At 63.6% G+C, this 17,646-nt stretch carries 18 protein-coding genes; 4 read left to right on the top strand and 14 right to left on the bottom strand.

Features of this window, described 5'->3' with window-relative positions:
• Positions 1-10: 10 nt before the first annotated feature.
• Positions 11-1,147 (top strand): J domain-containing protein, encoded by a 1,137-nt coding sequence (locus AWB67_RS06040; protein WP_087655339.1) that lies wholly within the window; start codon positions 11-13, stop codon positions 1,145-1,147.
• Positions 1,148-1,163: 16 nt separating this feature from the next.
• Here AWB67_RS06040 and AWB67_RS06035 read toward each other — a convergent pair whose 3' ends face one another.
• Both AWB67_RS06035 and AWB67_RS06030 read right to left on the bottom strand, forming a co-directional pair.
• Positions 1,164-2,528: a hemolysin family protein gene (locus AWB67_RS06035; protein WP_087655338.1), complete on the bottom strand. Its 1,365-nt coding sequence runs from the start codon at positions 2,526-2,528 to the stop codon at positions 1,164-1,166.
• Between the two features lie 71 nt (positions 2,529-2,599).
• Positions 2,600-3,730, bottom strand: a complete 1,131-nt coding sequence (locus AWB67_RS06030) for a sensor histidine kinase (RefSeq protein ID WP_327365381.1) — start codon at positions 3,728-3,730, stop codon at positions 2,600-2,602.
• 225 nt (positions 3,731-3,955) lie between these two features.
• Here AWB67_RS06030 and AWB67_RS06025 point away from each other — a divergent pair, with 225 nt between their 5' ends.
• Together AWB67_RS06025 and AWB67_RS06020 are read left to right on the top strand one after the other, a co-directional pair.
• On the top strand, positions 3,956-4,297 hold the full coding sequence (locus AWB67_RS06025) for an FKBP-type peptidyl-prolyl cis-trans isomerase (RefSeq protein WP_087655337.1): 342 nt from the start codon (positions 3,956-3,958) through the stop codon (positions 4,295-4,297).
• Positions 4,298-4,310: 13 nt separating this feature from the next.
• The gene (locus tag AWB67_RS06020) at positions 4,311-5,069 is read left to right on the top strand and encodes a helix-turn-helix transcriptional regulator (RefSeq protein WP_235025053.1); all 759 of its coding nucleotides are present in this window, start codon (positions 4,311-4,313) and stop codon (positions 5,067-5,069) included.
• Positions 5,070-5,106: 37 nt separating this feature from the next.
• On the opposite strand, the gene AWB67_RS06015 is transcribed toward AWB67_RS06020, so the two are convergent.
• The 12 genes from AWB67_RS06015 to AWB67_RS05960 all read right to left on the bottom strand — a co-directional run bounded on the left by AWB67_RS06015 (position 5,107) and on the right by AWB67_RS05960 (position 17,304).
• Complete coding sequence (locus tag AWB67_RS06015) at positions 5,107-6,297, bottom strand: O-succinylhomoserine sulfhydrylase (protein WP_087655336.1); 1,191 nt, start codon at positions 6,295-6,297, stop codon at positions 5,107-5,109.
• Positions 6,298-6,551: 254 nt separating this feature from the next.
• Positions 6,552-8,099 (bottom strand): amidophosphoribosyltransferase, encoded by a 1,548-nt coding sequence (purF, locus tag AWB67_RS06010; RefSeq protein ID WP_087655335.1) that lies wholly within the window; start codon positions 8,097-8,099, stop codon positions 6,552-6,554.
• A gap of 146 nt (positions 8,100-8,245) precedes the next feature.
• On the bottom strand, positions 8,246-8,758 hold the full coding sequence (locus AWB67_RS06005) for a CvpA family protein (protein WP_087655334.1): 513 nt from the start codon (positions 8,756-8,758) through the stop codon (positions 8,246-8,248).
• A 7-nt stretch (positions 8,759-8,765) separates the two neighbouring features.
• Entirely contained in the window at positions 8,766-9,617 is an 852-nt protein-coding gene (locus AWB67_RS06000; protein ID WP_087655333.1) for an SPOR domain-containing protein, read from the bottom strand.
• Between the two features lie 36 nt (positions 9,618-9,653).
• Positions 9,654-10,964 (bottom strand): bifunctional tetrahydrofolate synthase/dihydrofolate synthase, encoded by a 1,311-nt coding sequence (gene folC / locus AWB67_RS05995; RefSeq protein WP_087655332.1) that lies wholly within the window; start codon positions 10,962-10,964, stop codon positions 9,654-9,656.
• 89 nt (positions 10,965-11,053) lie between these two features.
• The gene (gene accD, locus AWB67_RS05990) at positions 11,054-11,926 is read right to left on the bottom strand and encodes an acetyl-CoA carboxylase, carboxyltransferase subunit beta (RefSeq protein ID WP_087655331.1); all 873 of its coding nucleotides are present in this window, start codon (positions 11,924-11,926) and stop codon (positions 11,054-11,056) included.
• 54 nt (positions 11,927-11,980) lie between these two features.
• Positions 11,981-12,784: a tryptophan synthase subunit alpha gene (trpA, locus tag AWB67_RS05985; RefSeq protein WP_087655330.1), complete on the bottom strand. Its 804-nt coding sequence runs from the start codon at positions 12,782-12,784 to the stop codon at positions 11,981-11,983.
• A gap of 73 nt (positions 12,785-12,857) precedes the next feature.
• Entirely contained in the window at positions 12,858-13,745 is an 888-nt protein-coding gene (locus AWB67_RS05980) for a DNA-methyltransferase (RefSeq protein ID WP_087655329.1), read from the bottom strand.
• A gap of 11 nt (positions 13,746-13,756) precedes the next feature.
• Positions 13,757-14,950 carry a tryptophan synthase subunit beta gene (gene trpB / locus AWB67_RS05975; protein WP_087655328.1) on the bottom strand — a complete coding sequence of 398 codons (1,194 nt, stop codon included), beginning with the start codon at positions 14,948-14,950 and terminating at the stop codon, positions 13,757-13,759.
• A 47-nt stretch (positions 14,951-14,997) separates the two neighbouring features.
• Entirely contained in the window at positions 14,998-15,666 is a 669-nt protein-coding gene (locus AWB67_RS05970) for a phosphoribosylanthranilate isomerase (RefSeq protein WP_087655327.1), read from the bottom strand.
• Entirely contained in the window at positions 15,663-16,472 is an 810-nt protein-coding gene (gene truA / locus AWB67_RS05965) for a tRNA pseudouridine(38-40) synthase TruA (RefSeq protein ID WP_087655326.1), read from the bottom strand. The genes AWB67_RS05970 and truA overlap by 4 nt, the downstream gene beginning before the upstream one ends.
• Before the next feature lies 1 nt (position 16,473).
• Complete coding sequence (locus tag AWB67_RS05960) at positions 16,474-17,304, bottom strand: FimV C-terminal domain-containing protein (protein ID WP_087655325.1); 831 nt, start codon at positions 17,302-17,304, stop codon at positions 16,474-16,476.
• Between the two features lie 18 nt (positions 17,305-17,322).
• Between AWB67_RS05960 and AWB67_RS41745 the strand changes: the two genes are divergently transcribed.
• On the top strand, positions 17,323-17,646 hold a 324-nt coding region (locus AWB67_RS41745; RefSeq protein ID WP_235025052.1), incomplete at its 3' end, for a pentapeptide repeat-containing protein.

The following is a 17,646-nucleotide window of genomic DNA, read 5'->3' as shown; positions in this document are numbered from 1 at the left end:
GCGCGTTGCCATGAATAAAACTTCCCGTCATTCGCTGAGCATCACCCCCGCCGCTGACAAGCCGATGCTTTCCACGATGCAGAAGGCGTTCAACACGCTGATCGAGAAGATCGAGAATAAGCGTGCTGCGCTGGCCGCATGGGAAGAAGCGATTCCCGCGCATCAGGCGAAATACGCCATCGACCTGCTCCCGCTCAAGACGACCTACGACGGCCTGCGCATTCAGTTCGCGCAGCGGCTCGATCAGGCGTGCGACGGCAAGACATTGAACAAGACGGAACGCAGCATCGTCGCGGAGCTGATCATCCAGATCGTCGGCGAATTGCTCGCGGATCGCGACGACCCCGAGCTGAAGGCGCTCTACAGCCGCCACAGCGGATCGGACTTCGATGCCGACGTCGCCGCCGAACTCGAGGATAGTAAGTCGATGCTGGAAGCGGTATTCAGTGTTGAAATCGGCGACGACGTCGATTTGACTTCGCCCGTCGAGGTCGCCGAACGCGTTGCAAGCCAGGTGTGGGAACAGCAAGAGGCCGAAGCTCGCGCGCGGGAGGAAAACAAGGCGAAGCGCAAGAAAACAGCGAAACAGCTCGCCGCCAAAGCCAAAAAGGAAGCCGAACAGGAAGCGCAGCAGGCCGAACTCAGCCAGTCAGTGCGCGAGGTCTATCGCAAGCTCGCGAGCGCTTTGCATCCCGATCGCGAATCCGATGCCGCCGAACGCGAAAGGAAAACCGCGCTAATGCAGCGGGTCAATCAGGCTTACGCGCGCAACAACCTTCTCGAATTGCTGGAATTGCAGCTCGAACTCGAACACATCGATCAGGACGCGCTCAAGACCATCAGCCAGGACCGCCTGAAACACTACAACGCCATCCTGAAGGAGCAAATCCAGGAACTGGATGCAGAAATCCTGCACGTCGAAATGGACTTCAAGGAACGCTTTAACTACAGTCCGTTCGAGCGCGTTTCGCCGAAAAGCATCATGACCACGATCAAGCAGGATATCGCCGCGTTGCGCGAAGACATTCATTTGCTCGAAACCGACCTGCTGCGCATGTTCGACGACCCCAAAAAGCTGAAGGCGTGGCTCAAGCAGGTCAAGCGAGAAGCCGAAATGGACCGCGACGAGGACTTCCCGTTCTTCTGACGATCACGCCGCAGACTCAATCCGCCTCCTCCAGCGCCTCCTCCCGCGGATAAACACGCACGAGCACGATCCGCGGGCCGTTCATCTTTTTCACGACGATGTCGAACCCGTCGAATTCCACGCGCTGACCTTCGTTCGGCAAGTCGCCGAGCGCATTGATCACGAGCCCGCCTACCGATTCCGCGCGCCCTTCGTCGATATCGATCCCCAGCGCCCGCTCCAGCGACACTACCGGCAAACTTCCCTTGCCCATCAGCGTGCCGTCGTCCATGCGCGACCAGTCGGCGTCGCCCTGGCGGAATTCGTCGTGAATCTGCCCGACGAGCGCGCCTAGCAGGTTGTCGAGCGTGAGAAAGCCGATTGGTTTCGAGCCCTTCCGTCCGACCAGCGCAAAATGCGGCGCGCCCTTGCGAAAGCGCCGGAACAGTTCCAGCGCCGATAGCGCCGGCGAGACGTACTGAACCGATCGCGCGTATTTTTCCAGCTTGTCGGTCTGGGCTGTGTCGCGCTTCGGGAAACCGCTCGGAAAACCGCGCCCTTCGCTTTCCCGCGCAAGCAGCAGGTCCTTCAGGTGGATCATGCCGAGCACGCGCTCGCCCGATGCATCGGCGAAGAGCGGATAGCGGCTGAAGCGATGGCGCGCGATCGTGTTGAGGTTTTCGCGCATGGGCAAGTCGTTGCGCAGGCCGATCATTTCGTGCGCGGGCCGCATCAGGTCCGACACCGTCATCCGGCTGAAATCGAGTGAATGGGCGATCGTGTTCCACTCGTCGGCGTTATACGACGACGCTCCGCCGAGCCGCCTGCCGCGCAGGATCAGCTTGAGTTCGTCGGTGGAGTAATGCGCGTCGTGGCCGTGTTCGCCCGACAGCCCGAAGAGCCGCAGCACGCCGTTCGCGCTCGCGTTCAGCACCCAGATGAACGGGTACATCAGCCAGTAGAAACCGTAGAGCGGCATCGCGAGCCAGAGGCCGACCTGCTCGGCGCGCCGGATTGCCCACGACTTGGGCGCCAGTTCACCGACCACGATATGCAGGAACGAAATGACGGAAAACGCAAAAAAGAGCGAAATCGAATCGATCAGCTTTTCGGATTCGATACCGACGAGCGCGAAGAGCGGATGCAGCAACGAAGCGAATGCGGGTTCGCCGATCCAGCCGAGCCCGAGCGACGCGAGCGTGATGCCGAGCTGGCACGCCGAGAGATAAGCGTCAAGCTGCCCGTGGACCTTGGCGAGAAGCCGCCCGGGCAGCCCGTTGGTTCGCGCGATGGCCTTGACACGCGTCGGACGCAATTTGACGAGCCCGAACTCGGCCGCGACAAAAAAACCATTTAACGCGACGAGCAACATTGCGCCGATGAGCGCGACAACCTGAGCCAAAGCAACCCTCTCCGGGAATGGAAAGCGTCAGTATATGGGCGACAGCGGGCCGATAGCCGATTGAAAAGAAATCACATGCCCGAGAGCGGGACTTTCATGCTGACGGAAACCGCCGCGCCATCGACGATATCGCCCTGCTCAAAGCTCCCGCCGTGCGCCTCCGCGACGCGCTTGCACAGCGCCAGCGCCCACGCGATGCGTCCGGCTTCGCGCGTCGCCGTCGCCTGCTTGCGCGCGACGGCTTCGAGCGCGTGCGGCACCTGCTTGTCCATCAGCGCCGCCGCCGACGCCGTGAAGTGCACGGTCGAGCGCCACGAACTGCCCTCGACGATGCTCGCGAAAACGATCGACGAGCCGCGCGCGCTCGCCTCCGTCGCGAACGCGAGCATCAGCCAGAGCGCCTGCGTGAGGCGCTCCGCGTCGCCTTCGATCTGTTCCTCCGCGAGCGGCGATTCGACCTCGATCGCGACGCCGCGTCCGTTCGCGAGGCTGCCGCGCGCGAGCGCCGCGCTGCGCTCGACGAGCGTGCGGATCGCCCACGGCTGAAGCGTCAGCGCGAGCACTTTGGTTTCGGCGCGCGCCGTATCGACCGTGGTTTCGATCAGCTTCACCTGCTGCTCGACGCCTGAGCGGATGCCGGTGAGCGCGCGTTGCGCGGCCGGATCGGCGGCGTCGATCTTGCGTTCGAGCACGTAGCCCCAGCTATGGATCGCGTTGAGCGGCCCGCGCAAATCGTGCGACACCACCGAGAGCACCTGATCGCGCATGAAAAGCGCTGCCTCGGCGCGCAGATGCGCGTGGCGTTCGGCCGTCTGCGTGCTGGACTCGCCCGTGCCCGCACCGCCGCATGGCCAGACGATCAGCGAAACCTGATCCGCGGCGGGCAGCGCGAGAATCGTGAACGTGCGCGTGGCGCCGCCATCGTCGATGGAAACCTGCGCCCGGCGCGCGCCGTTCGCGGCGACTGCGGCATCGGCGGTTTTGGACAACACCGCGACGAGCGGCGCGGGCAGCGCCGTCTCGCCGAGCGTGCGGCCCGCGAGCGACTGCGGATCGACATCGAAGATATGCGCGAACACGGTGTCGGCGCTGATGCAGCGCTGGGCGGCGTCGAGGACGAGCACGCCGTCACTGCCCGCGACCGTTGCGTCGCGTAGCGCGGAAGGCTCAGGGTCGAGTGCACCGCTAAAGGACGTTGTCACGATTCAAATCCTTAATCAGAGTTGCCAAGCCTTTTTGAAGATGCAAAGGCATTATATGTGTTCGCCCGAGCGCCTTACGCATCAATCGGACGAGACTTTCTGCGTCTTTTTTCGAGACAGCGCGCGCAACTGACAGCAATAGTCGTGCGCGCTCTCGTCCTGTCAAGAGGACCTACAATACGCATTCCAGAAACCGGCCACGCCGGACTTACAAAGGGAGCATTCATGTCGACTGTCACGACCGATTCCGGACTCAAGTACGAAGACCTCACCGTAGGCGAAGGCGCGGAAGCCGTCGCCGGAAAGACGGTGAGCGTGCATTACACCGGCTGGCTCACCGACGGCCAGAAGTTCGATTCGAGCAAGGACCGCAACGACCCGTTCGCCTTCGTGCTGGGCCGCGGCATGGTCATCAAGGGTTGGGACGAAGGCGTCCAGGGCATGAAAGTCGGCGGCACGCGCCGTCTGACGATCCCGCCGCAACTCGGCTACGGCGCGCGCGGCGCAGGCGGCGTGATTCCGCCGAACGCGACGCTCGTGTTCGAAGTGGAATTGCTCGACGTCTGAGGCGTTCGAAACCGTGACCGCGCCGCTGCTCGTTCCGTCCGTCACGCTGCGCCGCTACAGCGCGGTGGAGGCGTCGGACGTGCACGATTTTCATCAGATCGTGCTCGGCCTCGACGGCGAGATGGATATGGCAGTCGATGGCCGCGAGCGGCGCATCGACTGCCACGGGGCGTGGATCATTCCGGCAGGCGCGCGGCACGACTACTGGGCCGCGGGCGAGAACCGGCAACTGGTGCTCGACCTGCCGTTTGCGTCGGTGGCGTTGCCGGAGCGGTTCTTTGAAGCGGCGCGCGCGATCGAGATCGATCCGCTTGTGACTCAGCTCGTGCAGAGCGTGGCGTTGCGAACCGCTGGTGTGGACGCGGCCTCATTGATGGCGCGACGTTTTGCCTGGCAGGCCGCGACGCACCTGTGCGGTGCGCTGATGTCGGACGTACGGCTGGACGCAGCGCGCGGGCTCGATTTTGCGCGCATCGACCGGTGGCTGCGGGCGCATCTGTCGGAGCTGCTGCGGATCGCCGATCTCGCCGCGCATTGCGGCTTCGGCATGCGGCGCTTCCACCAGTTGTTCTGCGAGGCGTTCGGTGAGACGCCGCATCGTTATTTGCAGCGGTTGCGGCTCGACGTGGCGCTCACGCTGCTCGCCGATCCGCGCGAAGCGCTGACGGATATCGCGCTGACGACCGGTTTCGCCGATCAGAGCGCGTTCACGCATGCGTTTCGAAAACGCTTCGGCGTCGCGCCAGGGCAGTGGCGGACGGGCAAGCATTGAAAAATGGCGCGATTTTCATCGCGCCATTTTTTTATCGTCAAGCGTTCAAACCGCGCGCCAGATCCGCGCGAATATCCGCCGCGTTTTCCAATCCAACCGCAAGCCGGAGCAGCCCTTCACGAATCCCCGCGGCTTCACGCACTTCAGCCGTCAACCGGCCGTGCGTCGTGGTCGAAGGATGTGTGATCGTCGTGCGCGTATCGCCGAGATTGGCGGTGATCGAGCAGACCTTCGTCGAATCGATCACGCGCCACGCGTTCGCACGCTGCTCTTCCTGCGTCGCGCCCTTCAATTCGAACGACACGACCGCCCCGCCCGCCTTCTGCTGCTTCTTCGCGATCGCGTACTGCGGATGCGACTCCAGCCCCGGATAGAACACGCGCGCCACCGCCGGATGCGTCTCCAGCCATTGTGCGATTTCGAGCGCATTCGCCGATTGCTTCTCGACGCGCAACGATAGCGTTTCCATGCCCTTCAGCAGCACCCACGCGTTGAACGCGGAGAGCGTCGGCCCCGCGCTGCGCACGAACGGAAACACCTTCTCCATGATGAACTGCTTCGAGCCGACGAGCGCGCCGCCGAGCACGCGCCCTTGCCCGTCGAGAAACTTGGTCGCCGAATGCATGACGACGTCCGCGCCCAGCTTGAGCGGCTGCTGCAGCGCCGGGCTACAGAAACAGTTGTCGACGACGAACAGCGCGCCGACCGACTTCGCGATCTTCCCGATCGCCTCGATATCAGCGACTTCGGTCAGCGGATTCGACGGCGTCTCGAGGAAGAACATCTTCGTTTCGGGGCGCACGGCGGCTTGCCATTCGTTGAGATTGGTCGGATCGACGAAGGTCGTCGTAATGCCGAACTTCGTGAAAATCTGCGTGAACATCCCGACCGTCGATCCGAACAGGCTCTTCGAGCTGACGAGGTGGTCGCCTTGCTGCAGCGCGCACATCACGACCGACATGATCGCCGCCATGCCCGATGCCGTCGCCATGCACGCCTCGCCGCCTTCGAGCGCGGCGAGGCGGTTCTGAAACATCGAGACGGTCGGGTTCGTGAAGCGCGAGTACGTGTAAGACTCTTCCGAGTTCTTGAAGCGCTCGGCGGCCTCGGCGGCGCTCGAAAAGCAGAAGCTCGACGTGAGGAAGAGCGCTTCGGAATGCTCGTTGAAGTCGCTGCGCAGCGTGCCGGCGCGCACCGCTAGCGTGTCGAAGTTCAGGTTGTCGTCCATTTCGTGTTGTCCGTTCGGTTGCTTTCGTATGCTTGGGGCAGCTTTCACCGCAAAAAACAGGGCGCAAAAAAGCCCGCTTGTGCGTCGACAGAAGCGGGCTTGGGTGCGGATAAAGCGTATGGCGGTGCGGTGTCGTCACCGTTTCGCTTTAGCTGTTTGGGGCTTTTGTTGCCGCCCCGCGTCCGCAAGCTGATCTCAAATCGACGCAAGTCCTGATGCTAACACGGTGCGGTGAGGCCCGCCCGCGCCGCGCCTTACTCCACCGACAACTGCAGATGCAGTTGCGAGCGCGCCATGCCGCCTTCCTGCGCATCGCTCGCGGCATCGCGGTCCGACTGCGATTGCGGCGCGAGACGCGCGGTCTCGATGCGATCGAGGTAGTCGGTCGTGACGTCGCCGGTGATGTAGTTGCCGTCGAAGCACGACGCCTCGAATTCGCCGAGCGCCGGGTTGATGTCGCGGATCGCCTGCTTCAGGTCTTCCACGTCCTGGTAGACGAGGTAGTCGGCGCCGATCATGCGCGCGACTTCGTCGTCGCTGCGGCCGTGCGCGACGAGTTCGCCACGCGTCGGCATGTCGATGCCGTACACGTTCGGGAACTTCACCGGCGGCGCCGCCGACGCGAAAATCACCTTCGCCGCGCCCGCATCGCGCGCCATCTGCACGATTTCGTGCGATGTCGTGCCGCGCACGATCGAATCGTCGACGATCAGCACGTTCTTGCCCTTGAACTCGATGCCCATCGCGTTCAGCTTCTGGCGCACCGATTTCTTGCGCACCGCCTGACCCGGCATGATGAACGTGCGGCCGACGTAGCGGTTCTTGAAGAAGCCTTCGCGATATTCGACGCCGAGTTTCGCCGCGACCTGCATCGCCGCCGGACGCGAGGAATCGGGAATCGGCATCACGACGTCGATCGGCACGTCGGGCAGCACGCGCTGGATCTTGGCAGCGAGATAGTCGCCCATGCGCAGGCGCGCGTTGTAGACCGGCACGCCGTCGAGGCACGAATCGGGCCGCGCCAGATACACGAGCTCGAAGATGCACGGATTCAGTGACGGCTTCTCGGCGCATTGCTGGCTGTGCAGGTTGCCGTCGCTATCGATGAAGATTGCTTCGCCCGGCTCCACGTCGCGCACGAATTCGAAGCCGATGCCCTCCACCGCCACCGATTCCGACGCCACCATCCACTCGACGCCCGTCGCCGTTTCCATCTTGCCGAGCACGAGCGGGCGGATGCCGAACGGATCACGAAACGCGACGAGCCCGTAGCCCGCGATCAGCGAAACGATCGCATACGACCCCTTCACCCGCCGATGCACGCCCGATACCGCCTTGAAGAGCGCGGCCGGATCGAGTTGCAGGCCGGAGCTCGCGAGCTGCAGTTCGTGCGCGAAGACGTTGAGCAGCACTTCCGTGTCAGACGCGGTGTTGATGTGCCGCCGGTCGATGCGGAACATCTCGTCCTTCAGTTGCAGCCAGTTCGTCAGGTTGCCGTTGTGGGCGAGGATGATGCCGAACGGCGCGTTCACGTAGAACGGCTGCGCTTCTTCCTCGCTCGACGCGGAACCGGCCGTCGGATAGCGCACCTGGCCGATTCCCACGTTGCCCGGAAGACTACGCATGTTGCGCGTGCGGAACACGTCGCGCACCATGCCGTTTGCCTTGTGCATGTGGAAATTATTGCCGTTCGCCGTCGCGATGCCGGCGGCGTCCTGACCGCGATGCTGCAGGAGCAGCAGGCTGTCATAGATGAGCTGATTGACGGGGCTTTGGGAAACTACACCTACGATGCCGCACATGGCATGTCCTTCAAAGAGTCGAAACGGGTCCAAAGGCGGTGTCGGACGACGGATGCGGACGGCCGGTGAAACGGGCGCCAGAGATCGCATCGGCGGTGCGCCGAGCCGTCGCGGTTCCTCGTGTAGCGAGCCTTCGTGCGTATGTCTTACTGCGCGGTGTCCGGCGCGGTGCGCACATACGCGGCGAGCGTAGCGGGAAGCAGCGGTTTCAATTCGCGCACGCCTTGCTCGGCCGCGGGCCGGAGCAGCGCATTGCGCCAAAATTCTTTCTGCGGCAGTTCGGTGAGGCCGGCGAGAGCTACCAGCACCACTACCAATATAGCCCCTCTCACGAGGCCGAACAGCAAACCCAATGACCGGTCGACGCCTCGCAGGCCCGTGACCTCGGTGATGCGCGTCAAAAGCGCGGAAAGCACGCTCGACACCAGCAGCACGGCGCCGACCACCAGCAGGAACGCGATCAGCCACTGGGTCAGCGCGCCGCCCGGCCAATTTCCCGGAATGTAGGGCACCACCACACCGACGAAGTGTCCGGCGACGAAAAACGCCGCGATCCAGCCGATCAGGCCAAACGCTTCGGCCAGCAGGCCGCGCCACATCCCGCGCATCGCAGACAGCCCGATCACGGCCATCACCGCGTAGTCGAAACTCGTGAACATCGGCCGCTTAGTTCGCCGACGACTTGCTGGTGCCGCCGCCGAGGCCCGCCTGACGCACCTTCACGAGCGCCGCCGATGCCGCCGAGCGATCCGCGAACGGGCCGGCGCGCAACAACGCGCGGGAGGAGCCGTCTGCCTGCTTGCGATGTTCGACATATGCGGGCACGCCGGCCGCTTTCAACTTGGCGACCCAGTTCTGCGCTGCGGCTTCGTCGTCGAAGGTGCCGATCTGCACGACGAAGCGGCTGCCCGGCGGCGACGACGGCGTGTTCGCCGTGCTCGCGGTGGTGTTGCTCGAATGCGTGTTCGCTTCGTCCGATTCCGCTGCCTTCGGCTTCGGTTCTGCTTTGGCTATGGCTTGTGCTTGCGGTTGTGGTTTAGCGCTCGACGCGGGCTTGACCTGAGCGGCGGTTTCCGGGGCTTTGGCTTCGGTCTTGGCCGGCGGCGTCGCTACACCAGCGACCGCGTTTTCCGATGCTGCAACGGGACCATCCGGCGCGACGCCGGCTTGCGTGTCGGCGTCGGTGGGGCCCTTGGCGCGCGGCTTGACAGGCGGCGCCGGGCGATTCGGGATATCGATGGCGATGTCGTCGGTGACGGGTTTCGGGCGCGAATCGAGCACCATCGGCAGGACGATCACGGCCGCCAACACCAGCGCGACCGCGCCGACAAGGCGGCGCCGGGCGCGCTGCTTTTCAGGAAGCGTGGGGTCGAGCATCATCGCGTCGGCGTCGGGACGCTCGGTGCGCCGGGTCCGGCGTTCCGTGCGGACGGTGTGACGCGTGCCGCGTGCGGAGTCGGAGTGTGCGTCGCGACCGGAAGGTGCGTCGTCTTTCTTGCCGAACGAGAAAAGTCCCATGTATGGCTTGGTGCGAGGGCTTGACGGCCGTGCGTCTCAGTGATGCTGCGATTTCCGGTAGGCCATCACGCCGGCCACCGTGTAGAAACTGCCGAAGACCAGAATTCTATCATTTTCAGACGCTCTCTTTATTGCGTCCTGAAAAGCGGCGGCCGGCGTTTCGAATTGTGTAACGCTGCTGTCGGGCCCGTCGTTGACGCCAGCCTCGCGCAACACCGATTCCAGCGCCGCTGCCGACGCCCCGCGCGGCGTCGGCAGCGCGGTCACGTTCCAGTGGTCGATTTCGCCCTTCACCTGGTTCACGACGCCTTCGATGTCCTTGTCGCCCATCGCTCCGAAAACGGCGTAGGTGTAAGGAAAAAAGCCCATATTGCCGAGATTTTGCGCAAGAACGGCCGCCGCGTGCGGATTGTGCGCGACGTCGAGGATGATCTGCGGCTTGCCCGGCAGCACCTGAAAGCGCCCCGCCAGTTCGACGTTGGCGAGTCCGAGACGAATGTCCTGCGCGGACACCGGGATGCGTTCGCGCAGCGCTTCGAGCGCGGCCAGTGCCGCCGATGTATTGATCAGTTGGTTCGCGCCGCGCAGCGCCGGGTAAGCCAGCGCCGAGCGCCGCTGCGCGCGCCCGATATAGCTCCATTGCTGGCGTTCGTTGCCCGGCTGCGCCTCATATCGAAAATTGCGCCCGACGAGCCACAGATCCGCGCCGATCGCCTCGGCGTGATCGATCAGGCTTTGCGGCGGGGACGGATCACCGCACACGGCAGGCTTCCCCGCGCGGAGAATGCCCGCCTTCTCGAAGCCGATCTTCTCGCGCGTATCGCCGAGGTAATCGGTGTGATCGATGTCGATGCTGGTCACGATCGCGCAATCCGTATCGATGATGTTGACGGCGTCCAGCCGCCCGCCCAGCCCGACTTCGAGAATCACCGCGTCGAGCCCGCGCGACGCAAATAGGCGCAGGATCGCGAGCGTCGTGAATTCGAAATACGTCAGCGAGACGGGTTGCGCGAGGCCAGTGCGCGCCTTTTCGACCGCTTCGAAGTGTTCGAGGAGCTCGTCGTCGGTGGCATCGGCGCCATTGATGCGCGCGCGCTCGTTGAACGCGAGCAGATGCGGTGACGTGTGGCATCCCACGCGATACCCCGCACGCAACAGGATCGTCTCGAGGATCGCGCAGGTCGAGCCCTTGCCGTTCGTGCCGCCAACCGTGATCACGGGGCAATCGAAAGCGAGGCCGAGCGCGTCCTTCACCTGGCCGATGCGGGTCAAACCCATGTCGATGCCGACCGGATGAGCCGCTTCAAGGTGCGCGAGCCATGCGTCGAGGGTGGAAAATGTGTTCATTGGATCGTCGGATTCGGGAGCAACGGGCGCCAAAGCAAAACGCCGCGCGGAACCTCAGGGTTCACGCGCGGCGCCGGTCGGCTCGGGCGTCAGGCGACCGAGTCGGCCGGCTGTCTTGTCAGAAGTGCCATCAATTGCGCGATTTCTTCGCGCATCTTGCGCCGATCGACGATCATGTCGATCGCGCCCTTTTGCATCAGGAACTCAGCGCGCTGGAAGCCTTCCGGCAGTTTCTCGCGCACCGTCTGTTCGATCACGCGTGGACCGGCAAAACCGATCAGCGCCTTCGGCTCCGCGATCACAACATCGCCTAAAAACGCGAAACTGGCTGAAACGCCACCCATCGTCGGGTCGGTGAGGACGGAGATGAATGGCAGCTTGGCAGCGGAGAGCTTTGTCAGGAGCGCGGTGGTCTTTGCCATTTGCATCAGAGAGAGCAGGCTTTCCTGCATCCGTGCGCCGCCCGATGCCGTGAAGCAGATGAACGGCACATTCTGCTCGATCGCGTTGCGCGCGCCGCGCACGAAACGCTCGCCGACGACCGAGCCCATCGAGCCGCCCATGAACGAGAATTCGAAGCACGCCACCACAACTGGCAGCGTATGGATCGCGCCGCCCATGACGACCATCGCGTCGGTTTCGTCCGTGTCTTCCATCGCCTCTTTCAGGCGATCCGGGTATTTGCGGCTGTCCTTGAACTTGAGCGCGTCCACAGGCAGCACTTCCTGGCCGATTTCGTAGCGGCCTTCCGGATCGAGCAGGCCGTCGAGCCGCTCGCGCGCGCCGATGCGCATGTGATGGCTGCATTTCGGGCACACATGCAGATTCGCCTCGACGTCGTTGCGATACAGCACCGCCTCGCACGCCGGACACTTGATCCACAGACCTTCAGGGATGCCCTTGCGGCTTTTCGGATCGGTTTGCTTGATCTTCGGCGGCAACAATTTGTCGAGCCAGCTCATTGTTATTCCTTCCCTTTGTGCGCTTTTCGCGGCCATTCAGCCGCGGAACCGCGTTTATTTTGCAGAATCGAGCGCCGAGCGAATGTCGGCGATGAAGCGAGTCAGCGTGTCGGCGGCGGCGTCCGGCGACGCCTCTTCGAGCAGTTGCACCAACCGGCTGCCGATTACGACCGCGTCCGAGACATCGGCGACGGCGCGGGCAGTCTCGGCATCGCGGATCCCGAAGCCGACGCCCACCGGCAGGGGCACGTGCGCCTTGATGGCCGGGATTTTACTCGCGATGCTGGAAACGTCCAGATTTGCCGAGCCGGTCACGCCCTTGAGCGACACGTAATAGACATAGCCGCTCGCCACCTTGCCGACCGCGGCGATGCGCTCATCGGTCGAGGTCGGTGCGAGCAGAAAGATCGGATCGATGCCGGCCTGCTGCATCGCCTGGCCGAATTCCACCGATTCCTCCGGCGGGTAATCGACCACCAGCACGCCGTCGACGCCCGCTTCCTTTGCGGCTTTCGCGAACGCATCGGCGCCCATGCGCTCGATCGGATTCGCGTAGCCCATCAGCACGACGGGCGTCTTATCGTCGGTTTCACGGAAGCGCTTGACGTCGGCGAGTACGCTTTTCAGCGACACGCCGCGCGCCAAAGCCCGCTCAGACGAGCGCTGAATCACCGGGCCGTCGGCCATCGGGTCGGAGAACGGCACGCCGAGCTCGATCACGTCCGCGCCGCCTTTGGCGAGCGCGTGCATGAATTCGACGGTCTGCTCAGGATTCGGATCGCCGGCCGTGATGAACGGGATCAGCCCTTTCTTGCCCTGCGCGGCAAGCGCCGCAAAAGTATTCTTGATACGGGACATGAGAATTTCTCTGTAAACGTAGGCCCCGGCGGCGCTTCGCGCGCTCGGGCCTTGAGTCAGTGACGCGCAGACGTCATTCGGCTTCGGTGGCGGGGCTTTGCGCCGGCTCGGCTTCCGTCTTGCGCGACTTCTTGTCCGCGGCGACCGGCGCGAGACGAACGACTTTCGCCCCGGCGACGCGTTGCTCCGCGATCGCGCAATAATCGGAATTGATTTCGTAGCCGGTGAACTGACGGCCATGACGGGCGCACGCGACCGCCGTGGTGCCGCTGCCCATGAACGGATCGAGCACGCGGCCGCCCGGCGGACAACTCGCGAGCACCATGCGTTCGACGATTTCAAGAGGCTTCTGGGTCGGGTGATCGACGCGTTCGGCGTGCTGCCGATGGAGCCTCGATACCGACCAGAGATCCTTTGGATTATAGCCAAGCTCCAGCCACTTACTGCCTTCGAACAGTTTGCGCGAACGAGCCTTCTTGGTGACTGCGTCGTAGGGAATGCGCACGGGATCGAGATCGAAGTAGTAGTCCTTCGATACCGCGAAATAACCGATGTTATCGTGCACTGACGTATATTTACGCGTCGTTCCGCCCATGCTCGGCACGCGCCGGTCCCAGACGATCTCGTTGACCATCATAAGGCGGCGCTTGAGGAACACGAAAAGTTCGGGCGAATATTGCCAGGTGCAGAAGATATACAGCGAACCCGTCGGCTTGAGTTTGGGAATAACGAGATCGAGCCAGCCATACGTCCAGTCGAGAAAAGCCTCGCCGGAAAGCATGTCGGAATCGTTGCCGTAGTCCTTGCCCAAGCCGTAAGGCGGGTCCGCCACGATCAGGTCGATCGAGGCGTCGGGAATCGTCGCCGCATCGATCAGAAAATCGCGGTTGTGAATGTCGATGTCGGGTTTGCCTAGCTGCAGGGCGCCCACCGACAGCGACTCGTCGATCACGTTGCGCATCGCCCGGGCGCTCAGAACTGGATGCCCGATCGCTCGGCGACCGTGTGCATGTCCTTGTCGCCGCGACCCGACAGGTTGACGAGCAGCACTTTGTCCTTCGGCAGCGTCTGCGCGAGCTTTGCGCCGTAAGCCAGCGCGTGACTCGATTCGAGCGCGGGAATGATCCCCTCGATGCGGCAGCAGTCGTGGAAGGCTTTCAGGGCTTCGTCGTCGGTGATGCCGACATATTCCGCGCGGCCAATGTCCTTCAGCCACGCGTGCTCGGGGCCGACGCCGGGATAGTCAAGACCCGCGGAAATCGAGTGCGTCTCAATGATCTGCCCGTTCTCGTCCTGCAGCAGATAGGTGCGATTACCGTGGAGCACGCCAGGGCTTCCGCCCATCAGTGAAGCCGCGTGACGGCCGGTTTCAATGCCGTCGCCTGCTGCCTCGACGCCGATCAAACGCACGGCTTCGTCCTCGATATATGGGTAAAAAATGCCCATCGCATTCGATCCGCCGCCAACGCACGCGATCACCGCGTCCGGCTGCCGTCCTGTCATCTCGGGCATCTGCACGCGGCATTCATCGCCGATCACGCGCTGGAAGTCGCGCACCATCATCGGATACGGATGCGGTCCAGCCACTGTACCGATGATGTAGAACGTGTTTTCGACGTTCGTCACCCAGTCGCGCATCGCCTCGTTCAGCGCGTCCTTCAGCGTCTTCGAGCCGGATTCGACGGGAATCACGGTCGCGCCGAGCAGTTTCATCCGATACACGTTCGCGGCCTGCCGGCGCACGTCCTCCGAACCCATGTAGACCACGCATTCCATGCCGAAACGCGCGGCGATGGTCGCAGTGGCGACGCCGTGCTGGCCCGCGCCCGTTTCCGCGATCACGCGCGGCTTGCCCATCTTGCGCGCGAGCAGCGCCTGACCAATCACGTTGTTCACCTTGTGGGCGCCGGTATGGTTCAGGTCTTCGCGCTTGAGATACAGCTGCGCGCCGCCGAGCATCTGGCTCCAGCGCTTTGCGTGATAAATCGGCGACGGACGGCCGACGTAGTGCTTCAGCTCGTACTCGTATTCGGCGATGAATTCGGGATCATTGCGCGCAACATCATAGGCATCGCGCAATTCATCGAGGGCGTGGATCAGCGTTTCGGAGACGAACACGCCGCCATATTGGCCGAAATGGCCTCTTTCGTCAGGTAAGTTGTACATCGCGTCACTCTCGGTGGTCGTGGCAAGCAGGCGCTGCCACGTTTAATTCACCCAGCGTCCGCCGCGCGCACCGCGCGCACGAACGCCGCCATTCGGGCGTGATCCTTCACGCCCTTGGCGCCCGGTACTTCGATGCCGCTGGAGACATCGACTGCGTACGGGCGCACTCGCTGGATAGCGTCAAGGACGTTTTGAGCGTTCAACCCACCACTCAAAACGGCCCGATGCCCGAGATCTGTTGGGATAAGTGACCAATCGAATACCTTTCCACCGCCGCCGTAGCCGTCGACATGTGCGTCGAGCAGGAGGCCATCAGCCGCTGAATATTTAAGAGATGATTCTATCAAATCGGCTGCCGTCGCATCAGGGCCTACGCGCACGGCGCGCCACCAGGGCAAACCCGCGGTCGCAGCGAGTTCCGCGCATTGTTCGGACGTTTCGTCACCGTGAAACTGCAGCAGCGACAACCGCACGTTCGATGTCACTTCGCGAATCCAGTCGGCGCTCGCATTCACGAACAACCCGACCGACGATACGAGCGGCGGAACGTGCCAAGTGAGTTCCGCGGCCTGCGCGACGTTCACCGATCGCGCGCTTTTGTCGTAGAAAACGAAGCCGACGGCGTCCGCGCCGAGTTCGACGGCATGCTTCACGTCTTCGGCTTTTGAAAGTCCGCAGAGCTTGATTCGCGTGCGATGAAGGGTCGGGTCGGTCATTTCAAATCCGAATCGGCCCAGACGGCGTTCCACGGCATGCTGCCGAGGTGCGGGGCGGGCACGGCAAAGTTTTCAGGATAACCGACCTCGGCCAGATAGAGGCCGTCGGGCATGAAGGTCGGCGCGGCGAACTTGCGATCGCGCGCGGCGAGGACGTCGGCCATCCACGAAGAAGGATGCCGTCCGCGACCGATCGCGACGAAGCAGCCCATCAGGTTGCGCACCATGTGATGGAGGAACGCGTTCCCGCGGAACCGGAAGTGGATGAAGTCGCCCTGCTCGCGGATGTCGATCTGATGCAAGTGCTTGACCGGCGTCTTCGACTGGCAATCGGCCGCGCGAAACGACGAAAAATCGTGCTCGCCGATGAGACACGCCACCGCATCGCGCATCGCCTGGGCATCGAGCGGCGTGTGAGCCCAGCCGGTGCGGCCGGAAAGCATCGGCGAGCGCACCGGGTGCACGTACAGCACGTAGTAATAGGTGCGTTCGAACGCGGCGAAGCGCGCGTGAAAATCGTCGGGCATCGGCTTCGCCCATTGCACGGCGACCGTCGGCGGCAGGAACGCGTTCGTGCCGCGCACCCATGAGAAGTCGGTGCGATCGAGGGCGGTATCGAAATGGACGACCTGGCCGAGTCCGTGGACGCCCGTATCCGTCCGCCCCGCGACGATCGTCTGGACACGCGTTTGCGTGAAATCCGCGAGCGCTCGCTCGAGTTCGTCCTGCACCGTCTTGCCGTGCGGCTGCGATTGCCAGCCACAAAACGCCGATCCGTCGTACTGGACACCCAACGCGATACGCATGTCAGGAATGCGGCGCGAGCGTCGAGAGGAGCGCGGCGGCTTGCTGGCGGGTCGCGGGATCGTTCGATTCGATCACTTCCTGCAGCAGCGTGCGCGCGCCGGAAAGGTCGCCGAGGTCGATGTACTCGGCCGCGAGTTCCAGCTTGTTGCGCGCGATCGCCGCTATTTGCTGGGGCGTGAAGGCGGGCAGCGGGTCGGTGTGGCTCGATTTCGCGTCGAGCTTGAAGTCGAGGCTCATCGGGCCGAATTTCGATGCGCCGAGTCCCGCGACGGAGGCTGCGCCGGTGGTGCCGGCTTCGATTTCGGCTGCGGCCGACGAAGGGTCCGTTTGTGTTTGCCGTTGCAGGACGGTGGGCCCTGCGACGGGTTGGGGTTTGATAGGGGTCGGATTAATCGGGTCGTCGTGCGCGGCTTGCGACGCGGCTGCCGGTTCTGCCAACGGCTGAGGCGTAACAGGCGCAGGCGAAATCGATGACGACGACAGCTCGCGGCGCGGCGGCAACGTCAGGTCGAGTGAGCCGAGTGCCTCGATCGCCTCGCGGGGGAATTTGGGCTGCGGGAGACGAGCGGCGGGGGTGGGTTCGTCGTCGGGTTCGAGGGGGCTGAGCGCGCGTTGTTGCGCGGCTTGCTCGGCGGCTTCGCGTAGCTCTGCTTCGCGCGCGGCGCTTTCACGTGCCTCAGTGGCGCGTCGTTCTGCATCGCGCGCTTCTGCCTCGCGGGCTGTGGCTGCCCGTGCGTCGGCTTCGCGCTGTTCCGCCTCACGCGCTGCTGCTTCACGCTCGGCCGCGTCACGTTCTGCGGCTTCTCGCCCTGCCGTTTCGCGCGCTTGCACTTCCCGTTCTGCAGCCTCATGCGCCGCCGCATCGCGCTCTGCTGCCTCATGTTCTGCCGCTGCACGCGCTGCGGCTTCGCGTTCTGCCTTTTCGCGTTCTGCCGCTTCACGCTCTGCTGCTTCACGCTCTGCCGCTTCACGCGCTGCCGCCTCACGTTCCGCCGCTTCACGCTCTGCCGCTGCACGCGCTGCCGCCTCACGTTCCGCCGCCTCACGTTCCGCCGCTTCACGTTCTGCCGCTTCACGTTCCGCCGCTTCACGTTCTGCCGCTTCACGTTCTGCCGCTTCACGTTCTGCCGCTTCACGTTCTGCCGCTTCACGTTCTGCCGCTTCACGTTCTGC

This window comes from Caballeronia terrestris (assembly GCF_001544515.1).
In the GTDB taxonomy this organism is placed as follows: Bacteria; Pseudomonadota; Gammaproteobacteria; order Burkholderiales; family Burkholderiaceae; genus Caballeronia; species Caballeronia terrestris.
This window is presented reverse-complemented; position numbering and strand designations above follow the sequence as displayed.